Here is a 26,904-nt window from a genome sequence, read left to right as displayed (position 1 = left end):
TCAGAAGAAGGTTGGCGGGGATCGGCGTGTCGAAAATAAGGCAGAATAACCGTGTTAACTAAAGAAATTTTACAAGCATTGAAGTCTTATGCTGAAACAATGCAGAAAAACGTAACCTTTGTCGTACAGACCGGTGAACATAGCAAGCGCGACGAGCTTGTGAAGTTTCTGTCCGACATTGCATCAGTAAGCGAAAAACTTAATGTTGAAGAGCGCGACACTAATGGTGAACTCCGCAGCGCTATCAGCTTCCTATTAGAAGCTGACGGTGAAGATACGGGTATCCGTTTCTCAGGCATTCCCGGTGGTCACGAATTCAACTCTTTAGTCCTTGCCATGCTGCACGCAGCAGGCACAGAACTGAAGCTAGATGACAGCGTTAAAGCGATGGTAAAAGCTATCAATGAACCGCTTAACTTCGAAGTGTTCATTAGCCTTAGCTGTCACAACTGCCCAGAGGTCGTTCAGGCGTTAAACCAATTTGCATTGGTTAATCCAAATATTAAAGCTGAAATGATTGATGGCGGTTTATATCAAAACTTAATTCAAGAGCGCGACATTCAAGGTGTACCAAGTGTGTATCTAAATGGCGAGCTATTCGCAAACGGTAAAGTTGACGCTTCTGTGCTTATCAACAAACTTATCGAACGCGACCCAAGCCTTAAAGAAGCGAATAAAGGCGACGCGTTACCGCTGCAAGATGTGACGGTAATTGGCGGTGGCCCAGCTGGCGTAGCATCAGCTATCTACAGCGCTCGTAAAGGTTTGAAAGTAGCAATTGTTGCAGAAACATTTGGCGGGCAGGTTAAAGATACGATGGGCATTGAAAACCTAATCTCTGTGCCTAAAACCACAGGCCCTGAACTTGTTGGCAACTTGATGGAGCACGTACGTGACTACGACATTACACTTAAAGAGCATGTTCGTGTAGATAGCATCGAAAAAGGCAACATCAAAACGATTACGTTGTCTTCTGGCGAGCAAATCCGTACGCGTACGGTAATTGTCGCTACTGGTGCCCGTTGGAGAGAGCTGGGCGTACCAGGTGAAAGAGAAAACGTAGGGAATGGCGTAGCATATTGCCCACACTGTGACGGCCCATTCTTTAAAGGCAAAGACGTGGCGGTAATTGGTGGTGGTAACTCGGGTATTGAGGCTGCACTAGACCTAGCAGGTATAGTGAAATCGGTAACGGTATTTGAATTCATGCCAGAGCTTAAAGCCGATCAGGTATTAATAGACCAAGCTGAAAAGCGCGACAATATCACTATTATTAAAAATGCAGCGACCCGTCAGATCACTGCAGAAAATGGCAAAGTGAATGCGATTGAGTACCAAGACCGTAGTACTAACGAGATTCATACCCGCGAACTAGCAGGTGTATTTGTTCAAATTGGTCTTGTTCCAAACAGCCAGTTCATGAAAGATACGGTTGAAATGACACAATACGGCGAGATTGTGGTAGACAACAAGTGTCATACATCTGAGCCTGGTATATTTGCAGCGGGCGATGTAACAACTGTTCCGTATAAGCAAATTGTTATTTCAATGGGCGAGGGCGCTAAAGCCTCATTGGCAGCGTTCGAGTATTTACTAAGCCACGAAGTCGTTGAATCAGAAGATGAGAGCGAAGCAGCTTAATTAGCGGCGCTTCCTTTACCTACCAATCAAAAAGCCGAACTGACCATGTTAGTTCGGCTTTTTTGTTTTCCTTTTCTAAGTCATCAAATGTATCGCCCTAAATAGTAATGATAGTAGTTTTCATTTAACTGTCAATTTGTTAAATTAGCACCGTTAAAATAGAAAGAAGTAGAGCGCTCAGCAGTTTTATCCTTCTTTTAGAAACGCGCATTTATGCGTGCTCGGGTGCTTTACCACAAATAAAAAACCTACAAAACATCAAAAGGCACTTTCATCGCTAACGATAGCATTAGCGTTGCCTTTTATGTTCTTACTTCAAGGAATAGTTATGCTTTCAGTTGCAGCAAGTGGTCTGTCACTTGCGGCCTTAGCGGCAGTTTATAAAAGTTGGCGTGGGCAGGCGTCTACTTATTTATACGTGGGGCTTGCTGTTTGGTTGGCTTCATCCGTGTGCTGGTCTTATGCTCAAGGGTGGGAGTTCGGTGTGCTATACGCGCTGTGTATTCCCGCGTTGTTAGTGTGGCCTTTTATCGCGTTAAATCAAACCCAATTACTAAAGCCAAAGAATAACCCCCAGCCGAGAAGCGTCGATTTTTCTCGCAAAACTCTGCTAGGTAATACGGCGAACTACGTGGTGATATTGGTTGTTTTGTTAGCGGTTAGCGTATTTCTAACCCTTGGTATATGCGCGCTACTTCCTTTATCAATAGCAGGGCAACTCGCCACAGGCACTGTGCTCTTGCCGGTATTGTGGGGGATGATTGTTTATCACTACCTCGCCACCGTTCACAAATTTAAAGTGGTGGGTGCTTACACCGTTCTTGCGGGTCTATGCGTGCCTGTACTTACCTTTATGCCGATGTAGGTGAAAATAATGGATAAAATAACCAAACAAAATGCATTAAATGCACATACGTGGGTAGGCGTGTTTCTGAGCGTACTTCTTTTTCTTGTGTGTTTGTCGGGAACCATTGCTGTATTTCATTTCGAGTTTGAGCGATGGGAGCAGCCGCACATTACCGAAATGGAAAATGTGTCGCCAGAAGTCGTTGAAAAAGCCATGGATAGCTTTTTGTCGCGGCACACCGAAGAATCTCATCACCTCTTCGTGGTGTTCCCTACATCAGATATTCCGCGACTGGTTGTTGAAAATGATCATGTTGCTTACTTCGCCGACAATGAAGGCAACTTGATTGAAAAGGAAAGCGTATCTTTTACTCAAATGCTGGTGGATTTACACCTTTATTTAAATTTACCACACAGTTGGGGGATGATTTTAGTCAGTGCGCTAGGTGCAGTTATTTGTACGCTTGTCATCACAGGGATTATTGCACATAAACGTATCACTAAAGATGCATTTAAGCTAAGACGCGGGGGTAATGGTCAGCAAGCCCAAATAGACCTGCATAATCGCTTCGGCCTTTGGGCATCGCCATTTCATTTAGTTATCGGTATTACCGGCACCTACTTTGGGCTGGCGGGCATTATTCTTATTGTCATTGCTACGCTTAATTATGGGGGGGACAGAGATGCCGTAGTGGATCAAATATTCACACCAGACCCGGTCTTAGTGCCTCAAGAAGGCAAACCGGCTATCGGCAAAGCATTTGCTCAAATGGAAACCTTGGCCCCTGAGAAATCCCCTATCTTTTTAACCGTACATGAAGTGGGTGAGCCTGAGCAATTTATAGAAATCTACGCGAAGGCCCCTAATCGAATGATTTACGCTGAAGGCTACCGCTTTGATACCGCGGGTAATTATATAGGCGTTGCGGGTTATGAAAACGGAGAATGGGGTAAGCAGCTATTGTGGTCAATGTACCGACTACATTTTGGTGACTTCGCTGGACTGGTCAGTAAATGGCTTTACTTTGTCTTGGGTGTAATGCTAACGATGTTATGCGTATCGGGCATGGAGATTTGGCTGTCTAAAAAAGCACATCCACCGCTGGCTAGTCGCCTTTGGTACGCAACGGTTTGGGGAAGTGTAAGCGCATTAGCATTTACTGCCATTGCAGATATGTTTTTCACGGGGTCTTTAGTAGCGGTGTTTTGGTGTTTAATGCTATTAAATACTGGGGTAACGGTGGCGGTTAAGTCGTTAACTAAGCCTATGTGGCTATTGATATCGGGGCTTAGCGTATTCATGCTGCTTGTTGCTTACGTGGCGGTGCATGGTAGTGCAACATTTACTATTGCTTCGTTACAGCTGAATATTCCCATGGCGGTTTACGTCATCTGGAGCGTATACCGTGCCCGCACATTAATAAAACGTGCTAGCACTGAACAAGCAAAGGTGAAAAAAGACAAAACTGGCAGCGCGGGGCAGGCTAGTCAAGGCAATAGCGCAGAGGGTGCGAGTGCTTAAGTAGCGTTAACGTTAACCGCGCAGTTAGCGCCTGCCCGTGAGAACGCGTAGGCGCTAATTGCGCTTTTTTCTTTTCCATGTTCCACCGTAGAGATAACCCGCGCTACTTGCTGCCTGTTCTTGGCATGTTTTACACACTCTACGCCAGTTACCACTCTCGTTTGTTTGAATTCTAAATTGTACGTCTGCTTCTTTACTGCATATATCGCAAGGCTTTGGTGGTCTAATTCTGTCTTTTTTGCCCATTCATTCTTTCCATGATGCTGAGAATTAGGTAATTATTTTAATCTATCATGGTTCTATTTAGTGCGTGGATTATTCCTCTAAATAATCTTCGCGATTGTAACTGCGGCCGATGAACCTACGCGTACTAAGCGCCCCCACAGTTTCATAGGCAGCGTGACTTTCGTTGCGATTTGAGATTGTGCCTCGTCTCTGTGATGCTGTTCGTCCATCTGACACCGTTTGAACCGGTTAATGACGTTTGATGGCGGGTTCGGTTGCATTACCAATTTGCTACATTGCTTTTCGTAATGGGTGTCGACAAATTTCTCTACACTGTAAATCGTATAGAAAAACCAATTTTTACCTAATAAGCGAGGAATAAAACCTGTAATAAAACCAGCCGCTACCCATAGGGGCAGAATAAAGCTTCCTCTGAAAAGCGGCATTTCCGTTTCAAAAAGATTCAGGTGTTGCTTTTCAGTTTTTAGATGCTCTTGAATGAAGACCTTGGTATCTTCCGTCGAGCGCAAAATATTAAATAAGCTTAGGATGAATTCGGCAAAAAACGCGCCTCGGTATATCCAAACCGCACCGGTTTCACCAGCATGGCTTGCCCGTAACTCTCTGTCTATCTGCTTGGCATACGAAGCTTCGAGTGTTTTTGAATAAAATGACATGGTGCACCTTTACAGCATTTTATTATGAAACGCGCGAAACCAGTTTATAGATGTCACTTTACGAATTTGTAATGCGCAAAAAGCATTGCCATATTAACTCCTTAAAAAACAGCTTTGAGTAATAGTTCATTATTCAAAAACGAAAGGGGAGTGTTGAAAGTATGCTTGCTATTGTGGGGAAAACCTAGGCGCAAGCTAAATAGAAAGCGTAATAATATGGGGAGAGTGCTAATGAAAGTGGCTTGGTTGATCGTTGTGTTAATTGCCCTTTACCTACTGTTATGGCCTGTACCCATAGCGCCAGTTTCATGGCAATCACCTGCCAATAATGGGTTTGAAGGTAAATTCGCCCAAAACACACGGCTTTCCGATTTAACCCTTATTGATCTGGGCGACGACTATGGGCCAGAGGACTTTGCGTTAAACCATGAAGGAACCTTGGCGACATCGAGCCATTCAGGTGCCATTCTGTTAAAGAAAAAAGGCGAGCGTACCTTTTCTCCCTGGGTAAATACGGGCGGTCGCCCCCTAGGCATTGAGTACGATAGTAAAGGAAACCTTCTAATCGCCGATGCTCACCTTGGGTTACTTAAAATAGATACTGCTGGCGTACTCTCTGTGCTGGTTGATAGCGTAAACAGCACCCCTGTCGTTTATGCAGATGATGTGGATATCGCAGAAAATGGCAAGGTGTACTTTACCGACGCGACCACCAAGTTTTCAGCCAAAGCGTTTGGTGGCACCCTAAATGCAAGTTTGCTTGAAATTTTAGAGCACAGAGGGAATGGTAGGCTAATCGAATACACCCCTTCAACGGGTAAAAGCAAGGTCATTATGGATGGTTTAGTCTTTGCTAATGGAGTAGCGGTTAGCCATGACCAAGCGTCAGTTTTAGTTAATGAAACGGGAAACTACCGTGTGCTGCGCTATTGGCTAGGTGGGCCAAGGTCCGGTCAGGTTGATATCGTCATTGATAACTTGCCCGGCTTTCCCGATAACATAAGTGCGGCAAGAAACGGTGGCTATTACGTGGGGCTGGCATCACCGCGTTCAAGCGCCGTTGATAAACTCGCCGACAGTCCTTTTTTACGGAAAATAGTGCAACGACTTCCTAAGCTTCTTCGCCCACAGGGGCAAGCATACGGCCATCTAATAAAAATAAGTGAACGCGGAGAAATAGAGCTAAGCTTGCAAGACCCAACAGGCGCATTTCCTTTCACAACGGGCGCAATTGAAACCGATGAAGAGCTGTACATTAGTAGCTTAACAGCCACTGCTGTGGGCGTGTTAGGTCTAAAAGAGTAGTGCGAACGCGCCATGAGTATAGCGCCTATACACTGTAAACATGCTTTGTAGGTTTAATAAAACCAAGGCAAAAGGGCGTTAGCTACGATGATGCAGGCATAGTTCGTTATTGAATACGTAAATGAATACGTAAATGAATACGTAAATGAATACGTAAATGAATACGTTATTGGGCCGAGCAGCAACCCCTACCTACATTTTACATTTAGAAACATTTTAAACATTTGTTAAGTAGTTACCCTTTCTAGGTTGTGTCAATATCGTCTATGCTAAAAAAAATGCGTGTAGTACTGTTTTACTATTTTAGGTTAGCCGTATTTAAAAAAGGACATTTTTCTGAACATGAAAGCGTATACGTATTCTTCGGTGGCATTGGCGGTAATGGTTACTCTTCTTGGTGGCTGTGGTGGCGGGGGAGGATCGTCTAATAATCCTCCTGTGGCCACTACGCCGACGACGCCTGTCACGAGTGAGCCAGAGTGGGAAGCCGGCGTTTACGAGCCGCAATCCCAATTTATTGCGAAATGCGAAACCCCTCGAAGCGGCATTGACCCATTCACAGGAAGTGCTTACCCCGATATGCAAGGCACAGCAATGGATGAAAAGTTATGGCTGCGCTCTTGGACTAACGATACTTACCTTTGGTATGACGAAGTAGACGATAACGACCCGGAAAATTTTTCGGTTTTAGCCTATTTCGATCAGCTAAAAACCACCGAACTTACACCAAGCGGTACGCCAAAAGACAACTTTCATTTTTCGCAAGATACAGCAGAATACAACGAATTATCTCAGTCGGGTATATCGTCGGGTTACGGGTTTGATTGGGAATTCGGGTCAACTACAGTACCTAGACAGCTAACCGTTCGTTTCACCGAGCCCAGGTCGCCCGCCGCTTTGGCAGAAGTGCCGCGAGGGGCCAAAGTGTTAAGCATCAACGGCGTTGATTTTGTTAATGATAATACCCAGCAAGGCGTGGATGCTATTAATGCCGCTCTGTTTCCGGATGACGCGGGCACGACAGCCAATTTTGAATTCGAGTTGGTTGATGGCACCACAACCTCGGTGGAAATCACCTCGGGTGATATAAGCGTAACGCCTGTTCAAAATGTTAAAGTACTAGAGACCGAAAGAGGAAAGGTAGGGTACTTCCAATTCAATACCTTTATCGTTACTGCGCAAGAAGGCTTAATTAATGCCTTCGATACTTTCGTGGAGCAAAACGTAACAGAGTTAGTTATGGACTTGCGCTATAACGGAGGGGGGCGTTTGGCGTTAGCGTCACAGCTTTCTTATATGGTGGCTGGGCCTAATCAAACTAACGATGCCATTTTTGAAACCTTGCGATTTAATGACAAAAACCCATCGACAAACCCTGTCACTGGGGAAACTATCCGTCCTACACCATTTTACAGCACAGAAATTGATTACGACGCAGGTTTACTTACCGATACGCTATTGCCTAGCTTGTCGCTAACGCGAGTGTACGTTATTGCAACCGATGCAACCTGCTCAGCAAGTGAAGCGGTGATGAATGCGCTTCGCGGTATCGACGTTGAAGTGGTACAAATTGGCTCGACAACTTGCGGTAAGCCCTATGGTTTCTATCCTACCGATAATTGTGGTGAGACGTATTTCACTATTCAATTTCAGGGGATAAATAATAAAGGTTTTGGCGACTACGCCGACGGCTTTATGCCCACCACCACACCAAACTTCGACTTTGAGTTGCCGGGGTGTGAAGTGGAAGATGACTTTACCGCGAGTTTAGGTGACCCAGATGAAGGAATGCTGTCTGCTACGTTACAGTATGCCGCTACGGGGTCATGCCCAGAGGTGGTTGCTTCAAGCGCTGTTGCCAATATCGAGGCGTTAGGCTTTAATCAAAGCGAGAGCCAAAGCGCGCTGGCAGGACAAAAGCTTATTGCCATCGATAAGCCACAAACACGCAAAGAGACGTTTATTTTACACAATAAAATAAATCAACCAATTATAAAGGAACGCGAGTGATGCCGTTTTTTGTAAAAAAAAGGGTGATGGTGGCGACGGCTCTACTCACATCCCTTGCGCTAACAAGTGGTTGTGCAGCAACCCAAGGCGATGATATGCAAGAGGCCCGAGCGACGTCTATCACGGCCAGTCAAAAACAGGCTATCGAAAACACCATTAGCGAGTGGTTTGGCGGCGTTAAGATTACCGTTGCCGATGACGTGTTTAGCCAGTCTTCGAAGGTGACTATTGAGCGAAAAGCGCAGATGGCTAGCAGAGGTCTGCCCATTGATGGCAGGCACAATAACCCGATATTTAGCTTTACGCTTTTAACTAATGGTAAACAGTGCTTATTACGCAACGAGCAAACCGGTGAGCTAGCCACCTTAGATAATGTTGTGTGTGAGGCTGCACCCAAAGTCTAACCCAAGTTTGCTTTATAAATGCAAAACGCCCAGCGTTGACTAACGCTGGGCGTTTTTTTAGCCGTGTTGTTTACTAGCGCTTTTGCATGCTTGGCTGTTTTTGAGTGCGATTGCGCTTATTGCCCGTACCGCTATTTGCCTTGCTAGTATTAGCACGATTTCTATTGTCACTGTGGCCGTTACGACTTTCAGGCCCGCCGCTGCCAGTTTCCTGTTTGCGTGTGCCTTGCTGTTTATTGCCGCCGTTATTTCGGCTGTTTTTATTGCCTACATTACGGTCTGAACTTTTCCCTTTCCCGTTTTTGCCTTGAAACGAGGGTGGAAGCCCGGTGTGTTTGGTTAGCGCGCGTTCGCCCCGACGGCCTTTTTGCGCTTTTTGACGCTTCTCATCTGCCGTTTCTGGTGGAACGAGGTGCTGAGGACCGCGACCAATTAAATCTTCGCGCCCCATACGCTTAAGCGCTTCACGGATTTGCGCAAAATTTTTCGGGTCATGATAACGCAACATCGCTTTGTGCAGTCTGCGGTGAATTTCACCTTTAGCAGATGGTACGTCTTCACTGTCTTTGGTTACTTTGCGCAGTGAATTCACTTCGGTGTGGTACATGGTAGTTGCCGTGGCCATTGGCGACGGATAGAAGTTTTGCACCTGATCGAGTTTAAATTTGTTTTCTTTAAGCCAAATCGCAAGACTTAACATGTCTTCGTCAGTGGTGCCCGGGTGCGACGCAATGAAGTACGGGATCAGATACTGCTTTTTACCTGCTTCCTGTGAATACTTATCAAAAAGCTCTTTAAAGCGGTAGTAGCTGCCCATGCCCGGTTTCATCATTTTAGATAACGGGCCGTCTTCGGTGTGTTCTGGAGCTATCTTCAAATAGCCTCCTACGTGGTGAAGGGCAAGTTCTTTCACGTATTCCGGGTCTTCTACCGCTAAGTCGTAACGTACGCCCGAAGCAATCAGGATTTTCTTAATGCCTGGCAATTCGCGAGCACGACGATATAAGTCGATAGTTGGCTTGTGATCGGTGTCCATGTGCGCACAAATGCTGGGGTAAACACATGAAGGTCGACGACAGGTTGCTTCTGCTTTAGGGCTCTTACAACGAAGGCGATACATGTTCGCCGTTGGACCGCCTAAGTCTGATATAACGCCAGTGAAACCGGGTACCGTGTCGCGAATTTGTTCAATTTCGCGAATGATGGAGTCTTCAGAACGACTTTGAATAATGCGCCCTTCGTGTTCGGTAATAGAGCAGAACGTGCAGCCGCCGTAACACCCGCGCATAATGTTAATGCTGAAGCGAATCATGTCGTAAGCGGGAATTTTAGCATCGCCATACACTGGGTGCGGAACACGCTGATAGGGTAGGTCAAACACCGCATCCATTTCTTCGGTTTCAAGAGGCATCGCCGGCGGGTTAATCCAGATGTGTCTATCAGCATGGCGCTGCATTAAAGCGCGGGCACAGCCGGGATTCGTTTCTTGGTGCAAAATACGCGAGGTGTGCGCATATAACACCTTGTTGTCTTTAACTGTCTCAAAAGCAGGCAGCTTAACGTAAACCTTCTCCCAAGGCTTACGCTTTTCTTTTTCTTTCTGCGGCGGCTGAATAACGATAGGCGCAGCTTCTGGCGCTTCGCTACTTTTGGTGTCTTTGTCTTGTGAATCGCATTCAGGCTCCATTTGATAGGGGCTTGATATTGGGTCTATCTTGCCAGGCCTATCTAATGAGGTAGAGTCCACGCCTTGCCACTCTGGCAGTGCTTCTTTAACGATAATGGCAGTGCCACGAATGTCGCGCAAATCGGCAATATCTTCGCCTGCCGCTAAGCGGTGAGTGACTTCAACAAGCGGGCGCTCAGCGTTACCGAAAAACAGCATGTCAGCTTTAGAGTCGAATAATACCGAACGGCGTACTTTTTCGCTCCAATAGTCGTAATGAGCAATACGGCGCAAACTCGCTTCAATGCCACCTACAATAACCGGAACACCTTTAAAGGCCTCGCGGCAGCGCTGCGAGTAAACGGTAACAGCGCGATCCGGGCGCTTACCACCTACATTGCCAGGCGTGTAGGCATCGTCGTGGCGAAGTTTTTTATCCGATGTGTAGCGGTTAATCATGGAGTCCATATTGCCGGCGGTAACACCAAAATACAGGTTTGGCTTACCTAACTTCATGAAGTCGTCTTTGCTCTTCCAATCGGGCTGAGAAATAATGCCTACTCTGAACCCGTGGGCCTCAAGTACACGACCAATAACCGCCATGCCGAAACTAGGGTGATCGACATAGGCATCACCGGTTACCAAAATAACGTCACAGCTGTCCCAACCAAGGGCATCCATCTCTTCCTTAGACATAGGTAAGAATGGCGCAGTACCCAAACAGTGTGGCCAATATTTAGGGTAAGAAAACAGACCGCGGTCGGCCTTAATGGTGGCTTGCATAGTAATCACATCTAGAAAAAACAGAGAGTTGCTGAAGCGCAATTGAATTGCGACACAGAATAATGGCGTAATTATAGCAGTCTTGGGACAGGTACGGTATAGCACTGTCATTAAATAAAAGTGCTTTGTATACTTGTACAAAATTGCAATGTTGCAGCACGGCGATTATTGCTTGGGGTTTCGTATGTGCGTACCTCAATTTTATGTAATGCCAGACTAGGTAAGAGCGCTAGTTGCCGCTTCTTGAAGTGAACCCGTTGCTTAGGCTTTCACGAGCAAAAACCTTTTTAAATAAAACTAAGAGACATTTTTATAACATGGCATATTGGCTATTTAAAACCGAACCCGATGCATTCTCTATTGATGATTTGGCAAACCGTCCTGAGCAAACTGAACCATGGGATGGCGTAAGAAACTACCAAGCCCGTAACTTTTTACGTGATGGCGTAAAGCTAGGCGATAAGGTGTTTATTTATCACTCCAGCTGCAAACTAGTTGGTATTGCAGGCGTTGCAGAAGTGGTGAAAGGCGGGTACCCAGACACCACACAGTTTAACCCTGAGTCAAAATACTACGATCCTAAATCCAGCGGAGAAAACCCTCGTTGGTATCGTGTCGATGTGAAGTTTGTAGAAAAGTTTTCCAGCGTACTGCCACTTTCTGTGATTAAAAGTATGGAAGGTATTACTGAGCTACCTTTAGTTAAAAAAGGCGGAAGGTTATCAATAATGCCGGTACAAGAGGGCGAGTGGCAGCAGCTGTACGCTGCTGCGAAAGGCTAAAAAGCCCGGTTCAACGCTTTGAGATACATCATGGCAAGGGCAACTTGCCAGCACGATAATGCGCAGTTGCCCTAACTAATGCTTACTATTTGCCAAAGGCAAGTTTAGTGTCAGCATCGCGCAATAGGAAAAGTGCAAAGCACGCGCCCCACATAGGCCATGCGGCAAAAAACAGTAAGTGATTAAAGGCATCTAAATACTGCGGGAAAGACGAAAGGGTAGACCCGCCGTGAAGAATGAAAATAAGACCATAGGTGTACTTTTTAGCTAGCCCTGCTACAAAGGCTAAAACTAAGGCTAGTTGCAATGCACCCATTACGTAGACAGCCATTTCAGGCACGCCGCCAATGCCATAAAATTTTTCAAAAATGGCCATGCCGTGTGCGGGGTTAACAAATTTGTCTAGGGTCCAAACAAACATAACGATAAAAATAGTGACGCGAAGAGAAAGTAACGACCATTCCAGTCGGTTTTGAATATTGGTGTTGTTTTGCATAAATGCTCGAAAAATATACTAAGTGAAAGCATACTAGAACGACCGTTCAAAACAAAAATTTCAATTAATTTTGTTTTATTTGATATTTATTAAAAATTAAATGTACTGAAATTTTTTCTTAAGCGTATCGGTCTTGTCGAACAAGAAATATAAAACGGACTCGTTAATGAAAAAGATAACCGGCCTTGCCGTTAGCACACTCGCACTTGCAATAAGTCAATCTCTGTTTGCCCAAGACGTGGCAGACATAGAAGTCGTTGAAGTTAAAGGGAACCAACAGAGCCTGCGTACGCTAAATCCAGGTGATAATACGTTAAAAGGTATATTTGGTGACGGTTTAACGGCAGCACAAACGCCACGTGCTGTTACATCGCTTTCGGCCGAGGCCATTGAAGCACTGAATATTAACGACTTACACGATATTGTGAAAGCGGCGCCTAATGCCTATGCATCCAGCGGATTTGGTACGCCAAGCCTTCCAAGCATACGCGGGCAGTTAGGTGAACTCTTTCAAGACGGCGTGCGTCGTCAGGCCGGTAATAATGGTTTTGGGTTGCCATTGTCATTTAATAGCGTAGAGCAAATTGACGTAGTGAAAGGGCCATCGCCGGTGCTGTTTGGAAGTACACAGCGCAATGGCGGCTTTGTTAACTTGCAAACTAAGGTTGCGCCTACTAGTCAAAGTAGCGGTAAAGCTACCCTTCGCGCCGGGCGCTGGGATCAGTATTCAGCTCAAGTAGACTACGGCACGGCGATAGAAGAAGGTAAAAGCGGTATTCGCTTCAGTGCGGAATACCTAGATCACGGCAGCTTTTATGACTTTGCCGAGCGTGAAAGTACCAACTTATTCGTGGCCTACCGCTATACCCCAAGCAATGCATTAACGTGGGATATCAGTGCGGAATATTACGATACAGATTATCCAGATAACGCAGGCATCAACCGTCCAACTCAAGACCTTATCGATAACGGGGTTTATATTACAGGGCAAGGCACTCAGCCAAATGGCAGCACAGTAGCTGGTGCAGGGGCTATTATTTCACCTACGGGTGAAGTAGTTATTCCTCGAAGCCGTGTATTTACCAACCCAGATGACATTAACGGTGCTGAAACTACGGTTATCCGAAGTAACGTAGATTACAAACTGACCGATAACGCGACCCTTCGCAACATTACGTATTATCAGTACTTAGAGCGCGAAGAGATTGCGCAAAATAGCTTTGTGGAAATTATTGACGGTGCCGATACGTTTGAAAACCGCACTGAACTTGATTACCAGTGGAGCGATAGCCAACTTACTACCATAGGCTTGGCGCTTCGCTATAACGACGTGCTGGGCTACAGCCAATTTACCACCGAAGCTGACAACCCTATTGATTTAACTGGCCCGATTTCAAACCGAGTTATACCGCTTACCGATGCACAAAAAGCCCGTTTGGTTGAATTACGCCCAGGCGTATTTGTGTCGCCTGGGGCGCAATATGACCTCGATGGCGATGGTAACGGCGATTTTAACCTGTCAGACACCACAGATTCTACATCGTGGCAAACTGGGTTGGCGCTACAGCAACGCTCTACATGGACAGACAAGTTCTCAACCATTGCTGGCGTTAGAGTAGATTATTACGATGTTGAAGCCCGCGACCCTCTAGCGCCGGAGGGAGTGACGGCAGCGTCTGATACCTATAGCGATACTTTAACTAGCTATCAGTTAAGCGCGGTTTACAAACTCACCGGTGACATCAACGTATATGCTGCGTTTTCCGAAAACGATGCTACGTCAAACAGTATGGCGGGGGGCACAGTATTGGGCGGTAATAATGAAATTAACCCGCTTAATTTTGCTACCGAAAATACCTTGTACGAAGCAGGGGTAAAATACGCGCCAAACAGCCAATGGTATGCTGAAGCGGCAGTGTTTGAGCAAACCCGTAGCTTACGCAATCGCGATGGCAGCAATAGCGGGGTTAAGACCAGCGGCTTTGAACTGCAAATGTTCTATCAAGGCAATGATATATGGGTAAATGCTGCTTACAGCTACTTAGACGCTCGCTTCGATGACTCTGCAGCGTTTCAAGGCACGGCTCAGGTGATAGACGCGTTTGATAACAGTCGCCCAGATATTATTGAGGGGACGGGAGTGGGATCGCCGACGTTTGCCGCGTTTCCTGCATCAAATACTCGCGTACAAGGTATTCCGCCTCAAATCGCGTCTATTAATGCCGGCTGGCAAATTACCGACAGTTTCCAAGTGGGTGCCAGCGCGCTTTACACCAAATCTTTCCCGTTAGACTTTTTACAAACCGTGCATATTCGCGACCAATATACGGTTGATTTAAACGCCGACTATCAGGTTACCGATGCGCTTCGCGTTCGCCTAGATGTAATGAATATCACTGACGAAGAAAACTGGCAGCCACTTTTTGAAGGCGGGTATTTTGGTGCGACTCTAGTCATGCCAAACGTGCCTCGTCACGCTCAAATTACCATGCAATACGCGTTCTAAGCGCTAAGGATTATTGATGTTTAAAAAGATAGCGCTACTAGGGGTTATTGCAGCCGCCATTTTTAGTTTTTTTTATTTTGATTTAAATAGCTATTTAACCCTCGAGGGAATGAAAGGTTCCCTCGATACGTTCAAAAGCCAAATTGCAGACAATCCGGTTTTAAGTATTGGGGTGTTCTTTGCTATTTATGTCGCAGTAACCGCACTTTCACTGCCAGGTGCAGCTATTCTAACTTTGGCCGCGGGTGCGCTTTTTGGTCTTGTACAAGGTTTAGTTATTGTGTCGTTTGCTTCCAGCGTAGGGGCTACGCTGGCGTTTTTAGTATCCCGTTTTATCCTGCGTGACACCGTACGCAATAAATTTAAAGAGAAGCTAAAGAAAATAGATGAAGGCGTTGAGAAGCAGGGGGCATTTTACTTGTTCACTTTACGCTTAGTGCCCGTATTCCCCTTCTTTTTAATAAACTTATTAATGGGCTTAACCTCACTAAAGACCTGGACATTCTACTGGGTAAGCCAGATAGGCATGCTAGCTGGTACGGCGGTTTACGTTAATGCGGGTACTCAACTGGCCCAAATTGACAGCCTGTCAGGCATTGTTTCTCCAGGTTTAATTTTTTCTTTTGTGCTGTTAGGTATCTTCCCGTGGATTGCCAAAGGCATAGTGGCGCTTGTTAATCGTCGCCGTGTTTACAAAGGCTACAACAAACCAAAGAAATTTGACCGAAACCTAGTGGTTATCGGTGCCGGTGCAGGTGGATTGGTTACCAGTTATATTGCGGCAGCGGTGAAAGCGAAAGTAACGCTGGTAGAGGCTGGGGAAATGGGGGGCGATTGTCTTAACTATGGCTGCGTACCCAGTAAAGCCATTATAAAAACCGCTAAAGTGGCGAACCAAATGCGCCATGCCGATAACTATGGTTTGGAGCCAGTATCGCCTGCGATTTCCTTTAAAAAAGTGATGGCACGTGTACACGAAATAATTGCGGCTATTGCGCCTAATGACAGTGTAGAGCGTTACACCAGCTTAGGTGTTGATGTAGTGAAAGGCTATGCAAAGATCATCGATCCCTGGACAGTAGAGATTAAAAAGAATGATGGCGGCACCCAAACGCTAACCACGAAAACCATTGTTGTTGCTACCGGTGCTGCGCCTTTTGTTCCTGACCTGCCGGGTATTGAACAAAGTGGTTATGTTACGTCTGACACCTTATGGTCTAAATTTGCTGACCTTGAAGAATCGCCAAAACGGTTAATCGTGTTGGGTGGTGGGCCTATTGGCTGTGAGCTGGCGCAGGCCTTTTCTCGCCTGGGTAGTAAGGTTACGCAAGTTGAACGTGCACCACGGCTAATGGGTAAAGAAGACGCTGATGTTGCTGAATATGCAGAATCTGTACTTCGTGAAAGCGGGGTAAATGTTCTGACATCCCATGATGCCCTTCGTTTTGAGCGACAAAACGGTGAAAAGGTGTTGGTGGTGGCGAAAGAGGGGGTCGAAAGCACCATCGCTTATGATGAGGTAATTATCGCGGTGGGCCGTAAGGCCCGTTTAAACGGGTTTGGTCTTGAAGACTTGGGAATTAAGTTTGACAGAACTATCGACACTGACGAATACCTGCAAACGCTGATGCCAAATATCTTTGCAGCAGGTGATGTGGTAGGACCGTATCAGTTTACTCACGTGGCCGCACATCAGGCATGGTACGCGGCGGTTAATGCACTTTTCGGCACATTTAAGAAGTTTAAAGTGGATTATCGGGTTATTCCTTGGACAACCTTTATCGACCCAGAAGTGGCAAGGGTAGGTCTCAGTGAGCGAGATGCTGCAGAACAAGATATTGATGTGGAAGTAACTCGCTACGAATTTGCCGAACTCGATCGAGCCGTGGCCGAGAGTGCGCGTAAAGGATTTATAAAGGTGCTTACGCCGCCAGGTAAGGACAAAATACTGGGCGTTACTATTGTTTCTGAGCACGCTGGTGATTTGCTTGCTGAGTTTGTTATTGCCATGAAACACGACCTAGGGTTAAACAAAATACTAGGCACTATCCACGCTTACCCTACGTGGGCTGAAGGTGCGAAATACGCAGCGGGGAATTGGAAGCGGGCTAATGCACCTGAAAAACTTTTAGGCTTTGTTGAGAAATTCCACACATGGCGCAGAGGGTAATAGAGGTGAAAACTACTCTAACCACTTTTATGCGTAAAATCGCCCTATTGTTACAAGGTATTACAGTGTCACGTGGTATTTCAGCATTGCGTAGAATTGCAGCAGGCAGCATAGTGCTGTTTGCTGCAAGCGTAAGTTTCTACGCTAGCGCTGAAGAAGGTTTGCATAGCACGTTCGATAATTTGTTAAGTAAGTATGTGACGCCAATTTCCAACGGCGCAAGCACACAGGTAAATTACGATGGCTTTAAAAAAGAGCGAAATACGCTTAACGAGTATTTAGCGCACTTATCTAAGGTAGAGCAAAGTAAATTTGATTCGTGGGATAAGGATAAACAGCTCGCTTTTCTTATTAACGCTTACAACGCCTATACCATTGCGCTTATTTTAACTGAGTATCCTGATATAGCGTCGATACGGGATTTAGGAAGTTTCTTTTCTTCGCCTTGGAAAAAAGAAATAGCGCCGCTGCTTGGTGAAACTCGCACGTTAGATGAAATTGAACACGAACTTATTCGCGGCACAAACCAAACCACAAAAACTTATAATGAGCCTCGCATTCATTTTGCGGTGAATTGCGCCAGCGTAGGCTGCCCGGCACTTCGTGAAGAAGCATACACAGGGAATAAACTAGATGAACAGTTAGAGGCGCAAACAAAACGATTTTTGTCTGACAGCGCTCGTAACAAAATGAGTGGCGACACACTCTATTTGTCTAAAATATTCGACTGGTACAGTGAGGACTTTGAAGGTAAATACGGCGAGTGGCGCGACACGTCAACGCTCAACGAGTTTATCTTGCTGTATAAAGACGCAATGCGGTTAACTGAAGCGCAAGTTTCAGCGTTAAAAATTAACACTGCTGATATTGAATACCTTAACTATGATTGGGCGCTTAATGTTGCACAGTAGCACTAAAAACGCCGCCCATATGAGTTCAGGGGGGCAGGCTAGGCTGCAGTTACGTACAAATAGCCCGTTGTTTACTCCCATGCAGGTACTCTTTTTTACCTGTATGGTCATTTTTTCGGTATTTGTTGTAGCCCAAACCGCGGTGGGCAACACCAACGATGAAGCAGCCAGCGAAAAACCGCCTCTTGTTCGATTTCATGCCTGGGGTGGTAGCGCCCAGGTCAATGGCTACCTTCAGTGGGTGGCACTTCAAGTTAAAACCCGCTTTAACATAGAGCTTCAACACGTGAAGCTAGCTGACACCAGTGATGCGGTGTCTCGTGTACTGGCAGAAAAAGCAGCGGGTAATCATGACAATGGCAGTGTGGATCTTATATGGATAAACGGCGAGAACTTCGCTGCAATGAAAAAGCACGGATTACTGAGTGCCTCGTGGGTAAGTGAACTTAATAATTTCAGTCTCACTAATCCTGAGGGAAACTCCGCTATGACCACAGACTTTGGTGAGCCCACTTTAGGCATGGAAGCACCTTGGGGGAAAGCGTCTATGGTGTTTTACTATCGTAGTGAACACATGAAGTCGCTAGGGCTTATGGCGCCGAAAACCACTGAACAGCTTCTACGATTTAGCCAAAAAGCCCCGGGTAGATTCACTTACCCTGTACCTAGCGACTATTTGGGCATCAGCTTTATTAAATATGCTGCGCTGGCGCTAAACAAAGACAAACACAGCGTGTTTTATCAACCGGTAAGTGACGCATCGCTAAAAACTGTTTTGCCCCCTTTATGGAAGTATCTGGATGCGCTACACCCTACCATGTGGCAGCAAGGCGATCATATGCTAAGACACGCCTCTCAGCTCCAGCGATTGGTGGGGGCGGGCGAGCTTTCATTGGCTTTTTCTTTTACCGCATCGGAAATCCCCTCTGCGGTCACACGCTTCGATTTACCTGAAGATGTGCGCACTTACGCTATGCAAGACGGAAGCTTAGCAAACGTGCACTTTGTAGGGTTAACCTATAACTCGGGAAACAAAGCGGCGGCGAAAACCGTTGTGAATTTCTTGCTTTCACCCCAAGCACAAGCCAAGAAGCAGGAAATAACCGTATGGGGCGATGACACCGTGCTCGATATGACGACCCTCACTAATGCCCAACAAGCATTATTTAAAAAAGAGGCAGTGCATCCATCGGCACTCGATAAATCGAAGCCGACCGCTCTATTGGCCGAGCCTCATGCAAGCTGGACCGACGCGCTGCGTGATGCATGGTACGAACGTTACGGAGCGCGTTACTAATGTTCGCGCAATTTACGCGCATTATGCGCTGGTGTTTACTGCTATTGCTTTGCATACCCGTATTAGCAGGGCTTGTGGGCGTAATTTTTCCTGCATTAGGCTATTTCCCTGCCATCGGCGCAAACAGCTTCTCACTAGACGTTTTTAGAACGCTATTTGCTCTTGATGATATTTGGCACATGGTGTGGCTTTCACTTTTTACTGGGGTGGGGTCAACATTGCTGGCGATGGCTGGCGCGTTTTTATTATTAGCTACCTTTTATCAGTCTTCGTGGCTTGAAAAAGTGCAAGGGTTGCTTAGCCCGTTTCTGGTGTTTCCTCATGCGGCAGCGGCCATTGCTTTATTGTTTGTATTAAGTCCTTCAGGTATTTTTGCTCGGCTCATGGTGCTGGGCGGTGATGACGTTCCCCCTGTAGCAGGCAGCAGCTTTTTCCCTTATGATGAGTTCGGCTTTAGCGTACTGTTGGCGTTAAGCCTTAAAGAGTTGCCATTTATTATTTTAATGGCCCTTAGTGTGATGTCTCAGCCGCTAATAAAAAAGAAACTGTTGGGCTACGTAAACGTGGGGGCTTCCCTTGGTTATTCACCCACAGCAAGCTTTTTCAAACTTGTAGCACCAAGTATATTTACGCAAATCAAGCTGCCCATACTTGCGGTGTTGGTGTTCGCCACCTCAAACGTTGAAATTCCGCTTATACTTGGCTCCAATAATCCGAGTACCCTAGCCGTTGCCATTATGCATTGGTTTAATCATATTGATTTGTCCATGCGCTTACTGGCCAGCGGTGCAGCGGTGCTTCAGGTGGCTGTGAGTGGGGTAGCGTTACTCTTATTTTTCGCCGTTGAACATTTATTTATGTACTTAGGCAAACAGAGCCTGATAAAAGGCCGCAGGCACGGTGCCGATGCCCTAGTTCGAGGCATTGGATACGGCATTGTTTCACTCTACGTGATATTGATAAGCACAGTGATCTACGCGGTTGTAATGTATTCAATAGCAAAACATTGGTCTTTTCCTGCGCTGCTACCTGCAGGGGTTACTTTCTTACACTGGGGCACCGCGTTAGAGGCACTGGCAACACCGCTTGTAAATAGCCTATTACTTGGCATGTTAATGAGCACATCGGCAATGTTATTGGTACTCTTTACGCTAGAAAGCGAACAGCTAAAGCCGGCGGCTAGACATGCCAACAGCGCGTTTTCAATATCGCTTTTTCTACCACTATTAGTGCCCGGAGTGGCATTTTTATACGGGTTAGTGTGGTTCCAGCAGCTTGTTTTGCAAAACGCCGTATGGTTTCACACCTACATTGCGCACATGGTGTATGTTGTTCCCTATGTGTTTTTGTCTATGGCGGTGGCCTATCGCAAGTTCGACTATCGCTATGCCATGGTTGCGCAGAGTTTAGGGAAAACGCCGTGGCAGGTGTTCTACCGCATTAAGCTACCTCTAATGCTTAACGCTATATTGGTGGCGTGGGCATTAGGGCTAGCTATAAGTTTTAGTCAATATTTACCCACCTTGTTAGCTTCGGGGGGCACCATTGCGACTATCACGACGGAAGCTGTCGCCTCGGTATCGGGTAGCAGTACACGCTTAAGCGCCGTATACGTTATTATTCAGGGGGCAATGCCTTTGATTGGCTTTGTGATTGCGTGGTATTTACCTGGCGTTTTAATGAAAAACCGCGGCGCTAGTATCAAAGAAAAAAACAAACGTAGAGCAGTATTACATGGCACTTAGTTTAGAAAAACTGGTTATCTCTCGTGCAGAAAATGTGCTGTTGAACGTAAACGCATGCGTAGAAAAAGGGCAAGTTTTAACAGTGATGGGGCCAAGTGGAGCGGGCAAGTCTACCTTGCTGCAAGCCATTGCCGGGCAACTTTATGAGCCATTTAGTGTTAGCGGCATTATTAAAATCAACAATAACGTGATTAACCGTAAACCCGCCCATTTGCGTAAAGTGGGCATGATGTTTCAAGACGCCTTGTTGTTTGAACATATGACGGTAGCTGAAAACATAGCGTTTGCCATGCCAAAAAATAGCCACAGTAATCCGCACGCTAGGATGGAGGCCATTAACACCATGTTGAGCGCTGTCGAATTAGAGAGCATGGGGCAGCGTGGTGTAAATACGCTTTCAGGCGGGCAGCAGTCAAGAGTGTCGTTATTAAGAACGCTAGCTTCTGCGCCGGATGTGGTTTTGCTAGACGAGCCCTTTAGTAAGCTTGACCTTGCGCTTCGTGGGCAAATTCGAAGCTGGACATTCGAGCAGCTTAAAGCGCGCAATATTCCCGCCGTGCTGGTTACCCACGACAAAGAAGACGCCATTGCTGCTGGCGGCCAAATAATTGAGTTATCGCCATGTTAGATGCAAAAATTACCCCGTTTATAAAGCCACTATTAAAACCCCTGATTAGCTTTCTCGATCAACAGGGCGTTGCACCGAACCACGTGACCCTTGCCGGATTTGTCCTTGGCTTACTGGCTGTTCCCTTTATTATTCTTAACTGGTGGTGGGTGGCGCTTTGCTGCATCATTTTCAATCGCGTTTTTGATGGTATAGACGGCGAGCTAGCCCGCTACCAGAAAAGTAGTAGTAGCGCGGGTGGATATTTGGATATCTGCTTAGACTTTCTATTTTACGCGTCGATACCTTTGGCGTTTGGCATCGCAGACCCTATCAACTGGGGTATCCCTGCTATGGTGTTATTAGCCACGTTTATTGGTACAGGAAGTAGTTTTTTAGCTTTTGCTATCGCCGCAGAAAAGTTTCAGATAGCCAGGCCTCAGTTTGCCAATAAAAGCTTTTATTACATGCAAGGGCTAACCGAGGGAACTGAAACTATTATAGTGTTTTTGGCATTTTGCATCTGGCCGCAATATTTCGCTGAAATGGCTTATATTTTTGCAGCAGCCTGTGCGGTTACTGTGGCGACGCGTATTGCAGGAGGGTTCAGCACCCTCGATAAGGTAGAGCGCAGCGTAAAGGCTAAAAACGCTCGCGAGCATCAAGCTTAATAAATATAAACTGCGTGTAACCGTGAGCATTGTGTTATGGCCGCTTAAACACCTGTTTATGATGGCAAAGTGTGAAGGGTTAGAACGCGTATTGTTGAAAAAGTATTATGATAGAGGTTTATGACAAGGAGAGTATACGTTGGATAATACATCAGCTATTCGCTTAAGCGTGTTTCTTGGCATATTCGTGTGCATGGCGCTGTTAGAAGCGCGTTATCCAGCGCGTAAAGCGGTGCTCGATAGAAAAACACGCTGGGTGGGTAACTTGTCTATGGTCGTGTTGGGCGCATTGATATCTCGGGTACTGTTGCCCGCCACTTTAGTCGGTGTGTCGGTGTGGGCGCAGCAAGAAGACTTTGGGCTTTTCAATGTAATGTTAGGCTATGCGCAAAGCGGGTCATCGTTAACAGGAATAAGTGATGCTGTCGAAAGTAGCGGCGTCGTATTCGCCGTCATAGTGACTTTAAGTGTAATACTGCTAGATATGATCATCTATTGGCAGCATAGGCTATTTCATACCGTACCTCTGTTATGGCGTTTTCACAAAATGCATCATGCTGATAGTCATGTGGATACCACCACAGGGCTTCGCTTTCATCCCGTTGAAATTGCTATCAGCCTAGGCGTAAAGGCCGCTGCCGTGGCACTGTTAGGCATACCTGCTGTTGCTATTGTTATCTTTGAAGTGGCACTTAATGGCTTTGCGCTGTTTAATCATGCCAATATACGACTATCGCAAAAGTGGGATGACAAAGTGGGGCGGGTCTTAATAACGCAACGCCTTCACCGTATTCACCATAGCCAGGCCAAAGCAGAGTCAAATTCAAACTATGGGTTCAGCGTGTCGTGGTGGGATCGCTTGTTTAATAGTTTCACTCCACGGGCACAATACAGCGATGAAACGTTACCTATTGGGCAAAAAGACGTACCTGCAGTAAAAGAAAATGCGTCTATTAGGGCATTGCTAATGCAGCCATTTAAAAATAAGTAGGGCGTTAACCACCCTACAATATTCATCTTTAGCGGTATCGCATAAGCCTGAGTCGCATACAGTCAGCTTAGCTACATCCAAGTTGTAAAGAAAGGCCACCAAGAGTACCTTCTACACTGCTTTCACTTTCTACTGGCAATATGGGCATGATATCAAGACCAGTGTGGGCCTCTACCTCGTCAACGGTTACCTCAGTGGTACAGTAGTCATCGCGGCGGGACGCATTTTGCTGCATGATGAACGCAGATGCTTCGACCAGGCCATTTACTTCTCTAACAACAACTTCAAAGTAACCTTGAATAAAACAAAGAGCTTAATGTTAAAAAGTGAATAGTTGCCGTGTAGTCGTGCGCTAGAGCGCTACATCATGCCAATAGCTTTAAATACCAGATAACCTGTACCTAGCTGGAGTAAAATGCCAAGGGACAGAAACACGCCGTCACGGTTCGCCATGCCTAGCGCTGTTATGCAAAGTGCAAAAGCGGGCAAAGCGACAGCGAAAGGAAGTGCTTCAAGGGGGATCATACCAAGGGCTGCAATAGCACAGTATCCCGCAATGATATTTTTAGCGGGGGTGTGAGAGAGAAAAGTCATGCGGGGCTTAAGTAGCTTTTCGGTCTTTTGGGCGTAGGGTTTTGCTTTATCAATTGCGCTTTCTAGCTTATCAGAGCTTACTTCTTTCTCTTTTAGTACTTTGGGGAGCCATGGGCTTTTTCGCCCAACAGCCGCTTGTATACAGATAAAAAATAACGTTAAGCCGCACAGGGTTGGTACGCCCGGTATAGCCCCTGTGGGAAGCAAAGCAATAAGAGCAGGCATTAAGAGGAGCGGGCCAAAGCCTCTATCTTCAAAGCGTTCCACTACTTCGCCTAATGACGTCTTTTCGCTTTGTTCATCATACATCTCATCTAATAATTCAACGATTGAATCGCTCATGATTAATGCTTCGTTCCCGTTTGAAATTCCTTATCCCTTTTTGAATACGCTGTCATCTTAAATAAGTTTAATAAACCAATAGGCGAAATTTTTTATGAAATGCGTGAGGCCAAGGAAATCGGCATATTTAGTGCTACATTTAAAGAGTATCGAATGTCGAGAACTGTTTTGAATAAAAAAGAAGCCCTTTCAATTTTGCGTCAAATGCCATCGAGTATTTTGTTTAAAAGTACTGATAGCAATAAGGTATACGCGAGCGAATACTTTGAAAAAGATTTTGGAATAATCGAGCCAAGTGGTATTACAAGCAGCTCTCTTACGTTTTACGACCCGTACTCAAAGAAAGAGATGCTTGGTCGTGCTGACCCTTTTCTTCTTGTAGAGTCTGGGGAACAGCTTGCCAAGCAGTGCCGGCTTCAGACTCAATCACGTACGATGAATTGCTATATTGAAGGGGGAATGGTTAACACTCCGTCAGGTGATTGGACGGTCCTCCGTATTAAAACAAACGTTACCGACCTGTTGAATGATAGTCACAAGGAATCAGCAGTTAGTCAGCATATTGCTTTTAATCAATTACTTACGAACTTTTCATCTAAATTAATCAATTCTAGTGTTCATGAGCTAGATGGTATTATTGACCAAGCGCTAGCTGCGTTCGGGGCTTTTTGTGATGTAGATAAATGTTATTTATTTGAGTTCAGTAACGTTGGTCAAATAATGTCGAATACGCATGAGTGGACTGCAGCAGGTGTTACGCCTTACATCGACGAGTTGCAAAATATGCCCACCGATACTATGCCTTTCTTTATAAGCCATATTTCAAATGGAATTTTTAAAGTCAACGACGTTTCGTCTATTCCTGATTTTGCGATTGAAGAAAGGCAAATGTTCGAAGAGCAACGTATTTGCTCAATTTTATGTGTGCGCATTATGGTTGATGGGACGATGTACGGTTTTCTAGGGTGCGACATTATTGGAAGCCCTTATGCTTGGAAAGCTTACGATATTGAATACTTGCGCCGTATAGGTGAAATGCTTGGTAGTACACTCCAAAACCTTCACAACCGAAAAGCGTTACACAAAATGCAGTTAGAATTACTTGAAGCAAACAAACAACTGGAGCGTTTAGCCAACATTGATGGCCTAACTGGTATTCTAAATAGGCGATTGTTTGACGCTACGCTAAACCGATATTATTCGCTGCAACGAGCAAAAAATTCCTATAATTTTATTGCTTATTGATGTTGATCATTTCAAACAGTATAACGATTGTTACGGTCACGTGGCGGGGGACGCTGTACTTAAAAGCGTTGCCGAAACCTTGTCAAATAGCTGTTTGGGAAGTGACGATTTAATTGCAAGGTTTGGAGGAGAAGAGTTCGCAGTCATCCTTCTAGGTACAGCTTCTGATTCACTTGCGACAATAGCCGCGAGAATACTTCGAAACGTAACCTATTTATCGATAGCACATGAAAAATCTCAATGTTCTAAAACGCTCACCGTGAGTATTGGTATGGTTTGCCTTGATTGGAGCGAAACCGAGCCTGAATCTATGCGAGGGGAGACCAAACTAAGCGCGACCTCCTTTCTTGAAAAAGCAGATGCGGCGCTATATCGGGCTAAGAACGCCGGCAGGAACTGCGCTAAATTTTAGCCTTCGAGGCACTCAATGAAGCATTCAGTAAGGTTAACAAACCTTAAGCACTCACCCTCCAATATGAGTTTTCTTTATCAGCGCGTTAAGTTACACCACTTTAAATAGTCACATGTTACTTTGTGATTAAAAGTAATCACATTTTAATATGTGATTGTTTTTGTGTTTTATGGGTTGTTGTGTATAGTAAAGCGTTAGACCCATTGAAAATGATGGTGACATTAAGAACGGGAGCCGCTCATGGTACAGTCAGGTAAGCACACTAAATCGGGAAGTAGTGACACACGTCAAGACGCTGCTAAGCGGTTAAATGACGTGCAGCTGAACGATAAAAGTGACCACAAAGCAGGTGTACTTACTGGCGATATATCCCAGTCTCAATCATTTTCTGATGACGATTTTACTTCTATTCTAGCCACCCTCAAGGCGCTACTCTCAAAATACGCTGACCAATACAGCGGAGACTTTGATGTTTACAGGGGGGACGCGTTTCAGTTAGTCGTTAAGCAGCCTGAGCACATTATGCTGATTGCTATTGGGCTACGGCTAGCGCTAAAAGCCCTAAACCCGAGCGTAGATGTTCGAATTAGTGCTGCTGTGGGGGACGCACAGTTTCGCGCAAAAGAGGTGAAAACGGGAACGGGGGAAGCCTTTGTGTTGTCAGGCAGGGGTCTTGACGATATTAAGCCTTACCACCTCGCTTTTCATACGAGCCATCAAGCGCTTGAAAACAGTACACAGTTAATCACGCGTTTCGCTGATGCTCACCTTACAGGGCTAACGCCTACCCAATCTCAAACCTTATTGGCCTATATCGAAGCGTCAGACAAAAGCCATGAAAACGTGGCTGCCATATTGAATAAAAATAGAAGCAATGTGAGTAGAATTCTAAATGCCAGTAATTACAAACTGGTAGCAGAATACCTAAGCTACATGGAGCAGGAAATTAACGTGTGGAAACTTGGCCACCGGCTATTGAGTAACGCGCCTGTAAAATAATAACGCGGTCATTACGCCTTGGGTGTAAACATATTAAAAAGCGAGCTTGTGAAAGGA

The 26,904-nt window shown here is 45.7% G+C and carries 23 protein-coding genes; 18 read left to right on the top strand and 5 right to left on the bottom strand.

The genetic code is table 11. The annotated features are described in order from the left end of the window. Nucleotides 1-51 precede the first annotated feature (51 nt). The 3 genes from ahpF (at nucleotide 52) to ACTRWF_RS00855 (ending at nucleotide 4,009) form a co-directional block, all read left to right on the top strand. Complete coding sequence (gene ahpF, locus ACTRWF_RS00865) at nucleotides 52-1,641, top strand: alkyl hydroperoxide reductase subunit F (protein ID WP_012518269.1); 1,590 nt, start codon at nucleotides 52-54, stop codon at nucleotides 1,639-1,641. A 328-nt stretch (nucleotides 1,642-1,969) separates the two neighbouring features. Further along, nucleotides 1,970-2,506 carry a hypothetical protein gene (locus ACTRWF_RS00860; protein WP_462834955.1) on the top strand — a complete coding sequence of 179 codons (537 nt, stop codon included), beginning with the start codon at nucleotides 1,970-1,972 and terminating at the stop codon, nucleotides 2,504-2,506. Nucleotides 2,507-2,515: 9 nt separating this feature from the next. Further along, nucleotides 2,516-4,009 (top strand): PepSY domain-containing protein, encoded by a 1,494-nt coding sequence (locus ACTRWF_RS00855; protein ID WP_462834954.1) that lies wholly within the window; start codon nucleotides 2,516-2,518, stop codon nucleotides 4,007-4,009. Between the two features lie 323 nt (nucleotides 4,010-4,332). On the opposite strand, the gene ACTRWF_RS00850 is transcribed toward ACTRWF_RS00855, so the two are convergent. After that, on the bottom strand, nucleotides 4,333-4,911 hold the full coding sequence (locus tag ACTRWF_RS00850) for a demethoxyubiquinone hydroxylase family protein (protein WP_462834953.1): 579 nt from the start codon (nucleotides 4,909-4,911) through the stop codon (nucleotides 4,333-4,335). 231 nt (nucleotides 4,912-5,142) lie between these two features. Here ACTRWF_RS00850 and ACTRWF_RS00845 point away from each other — a divergent pair, with 231 nt between their 5' ends. The 3 genes from ACTRWF_RS00845 (at nucleotide 5,143) to ACTRWF_RS00835 (ending at nucleotide 8,630) form a co-directional block, all read left to right on the top strand. Then, nucleotides 5,143-6,216, top strand: a complete 1,074-nt coding sequence (locus ACTRWF_RS00845; RefSeq protein ID WP_462834952.1) for an SMP-30/gluconolactonase/LRE family protein — start codon at nucleotides 5,143-5,145, stop codon at nucleotides 6,214-6,216. 342 nt (nucleotides 6,217-6,558) lie between these two features. Further along, nucleotides 6,559-8,226: a S41 family peptidase gene (locus tag ACTRWF_RS00840; RefSeq protein ID WP_462834951.1), complete on the top strand. Its 1,668-nt coding sequence runs from the start codon at nucleotides 6,559-6,561 to the stop codon at nucleotides 8,224-8,226. After that, entirely contained in the window at nucleotides 8,226-8,630 is a 405-nt protein-coding gene (locus ACTRWF_RS00835; RefSeq protein WP_462835076.1) for a hypothetical protein, read from the top strand. The genes ACTRWF_RS00840 and ACTRWF_RS00835 overlap by 1 nt, the downstream gene beginning before the upstream one ends. Nucleotides 8,631-8,703: 73 nt before the next feature. Here ACTRWF_RS00835 and ACTRWF_RS00830 read toward each other — a convergent pair whose 3' ends face one another. Further along, a complete protein-coding gene (locus ACTRWF_RS00830) occupies nucleotides 8,704-11,079 on the bottom strand; it encodes a YgiQ family radical SAM protein (protein WP_020743449.1) in 2,376 nt (791 codons plus the stop codon). Nucleotides 11,080-11,396: 317 nt separating this feature from the next. Between ACTRWF_RS00830 and ACTRWF_RS00825 the strand changes: the two genes are divergently transcribed. Then, nucleotides 11,397-11,861 carry an EVE domain-containing protein gene (locus ACTRWF_RS00825; RefSeq protein WP_462834950.1) on the top strand — a complete coding sequence of 155 codons (465 nt, stop codon included), beginning with the start codon at nucleotides 11,397-11,399 and terminating at the stop codon, nucleotides 11,859-11,861. Nucleotides 11,862-11,946: 85 nt separating this feature from the next. On the opposite strand, the gene ACTRWF_RS00820 is transcribed toward ACTRWF_RS00825, so the two are convergent. Continuing rightward, a complete protein-coding gene (locus ACTRWF_RS00820; RefSeq protein WP_462834949.1) occupies nucleotides 11,947-12,357 on the bottom strand; it encodes a hypothetical protein in 411 nt (136 codons plus the stop codon). A gap of 166 nt (nucleotides 12,358-12,523) precedes the next feature. Here ACTRWF_RS00820 and ACTRWF_RS00815 point away from each other — a divergent pair, with 166 nt between their 5' ends. The 8 genes from ACTRWF_RS00815 (at nucleotide 12,524) to ACTRWF_RS00780 (ending at nucleotide 23,255) form a co-directional block, all read left to right on the top strand. Then, nucleotides 12,524-14,863, top strand: coding sequence for a TonB-dependent receptor domain-containing protein (locus ACTRWF_RS00815; protein ID WP_462834948.1), 2,340 nt, complete (start codon nucleotides 12,524-12,526; stop codon nucleotides 14,861-14,863). 16 nt (nucleotides 14,864-14,879) lie between these two features. After that, the gene (locus ACTRWF_RS00810) at nucleotides 14,880-17,033 is read left to right on the top strand and encodes an FAD-dependent oxidoreductase (protein WP_462834947.1); all 2,154 of its coding nucleotides are present in this window, start codon (nucleotides 14,880-14,882) and stop codon (nucleotides 17,031-17,033) included. Between the two features lie 29 nt (nucleotides 17,034-17,062). Continuing rightward, nucleotides 17,063-17,944, top strand: coding sequence for a DUF547 domain-containing protein (locus ACTRWF_RS00805; RefSeq protein WP_020743452.1), 882 nt, complete (start codon nucleotides 17,063-17,065; stop codon nucleotides 17,942-17,944). 103 nt (nucleotides 17,945-18,047) lie between these two features. Continuing rightward, nucleotides 18,048-19,241, top strand: a complete 1,194-nt coding sequence (locus ACTRWF_RS00800; RefSeq protein ID WP_462835075.1) for an ABC transporter substrate-binding protein — start codon at nucleotides 18,048-18,050, stop codon at nucleotides 19,239-19,241. Continuing rightward, entirely contained in the window at nucleotides 19,241-20,986 is a 1,746-nt protein-coding gene (locus ACTRWF_RS00795; protein ID WP_462834946.1) for an ABC transporter permease, read from the top strand. The genes ACTRWF_RS00800 and ACTRWF_RS00795 overlap by 1 nt, the downstream gene beginning before the upstream one ends. Continuing rightward, the gene (locus ACTRWF_RS00790; protein ID WP_462834945.1) at nucleotides 20,976-21,614 is read left to right on the top strand and encodes an ATP-binding cassette domain-containing protein; all 639 of its coding nucleotides are present in this window, start codon (nucleotides 20,976-20,978) and stop codon (nucleotides 21,612-21,614) included. Before ACTRWF_RS00795 ends, ACTRWF_RS00790 begins: the two co-directional genes overlap by 11 nt. After that, entirely contained in the window at nucleotides 21,608-22,264 is a 657-nt protein-coding gene (locus tag ACTRWF_RS00785) for a CDP-alcohol phosphatidyltransferase family protein (protein WP_462834944.1), read from the top strand. Before ACTRWF_RS00790 ends, ACTRWF_RS00785 begins: the two co-directional genes overlap by 7 nt. 139 nt (nucleotides 22,265-22,403) lie before the next feature. After that, nucleotides 22,404-23,255, top strand: a complete 852-nt coding sequence (locus tag ACTRWF_RS00780; RefSeq protein WP_015067070.1) for a sterol desaturase family protein — start codon at nucleotides 22,404-22,406, stop codon at nucleotides 23,253-23,255. Between the two features lie 67 nt (nucleotides 23,256-23,322). Here the strand turns inward: ACTRWF_RS00780 and ACTRWF_RS00775 are convergent, their stop codons facing one another. Together ACTRWF_RS00775 and ACTRWF_RS00770 are read right to left on the bottom strand one after the other, a co-directional pair. Then, a complete protein-coding gene (locus ACTRWF_RS00775; protein WP_015067071.1) occupies nucleotides 23,323-23,490 on the bottom strand; it encodes a hypothetical protein in 168 nt (55 codons plus the stop codon). A gap of 125 nt (nucleotides 23,491-23,615) precedes the next feature. Then, nucleotides 23,616-24,191 (bottom strand): exopolysaccharide biosynthesis protein, encoded by a 576-nt coding sequence (locus ACTRWF_RS00770; protein WP_020745852.1) that lies wholly within the window; start codon nucleotides 24,189-24,191, stop codon nucleotides 23,616-23,618. 153 nt (nucleotides 24,192-24,344) lie between these two features. On the opposite strand from ACTRWF_RS00770, the gene ACTRWF_RS00765 reads away from it, so the two are divergent. From ACTRWF_RS00765 to ACTRWF_RS00755, 3 genes are all read left to right on the top strand, one after another. Further along, a complete protein-coding gene (locus ACTRWF_RS00765) occupies nucleotides 24,345-25,436 on the top strand; it encodes a GAF domain-containing protein (protein ID WP_462834943.1) in 1,092 nt (363 codons plus the stop codon). Continuing rightward, nucleotides 25,426-25,848, top strand: a complete 423-nt coding sequence (locus ACTRWF_RS00760) for a diguanylate cyclase (protein WP_462834942.1) — start codon at nucleotides 25,426-25,428, stop codon at nucleotides 25,846-25,848. The genes ACTRWF_RS00765 and ACTRWF_RS00760 overlap by 11 nt, the downstream gene beginning before the upstream one ends. Nucleotides 25,849-26,088: 240 nt before the next feature. Next, the gene (locus ACTRWF_RS00755; protein WP_462834941.1) at nucleotides 26,089-26,847 is read left to right on the top strand and encodes a hypothetical protein; all 759 of its coding nucleotides are present in this window, start codon (nucleotides 26,089-26,091) and stop codon (nucleotides 26,845-26,847) included. Nucleotides 26,848-26,904 lie beyond the last annotated feature (57 nt).

It is taken from the genome of Alteromonas sp. G5_S2_22_S1, assembly GCF_054968525.1.
This window is presented reverse-complemented; position numbering and strand designations above follow the sequence as displayed.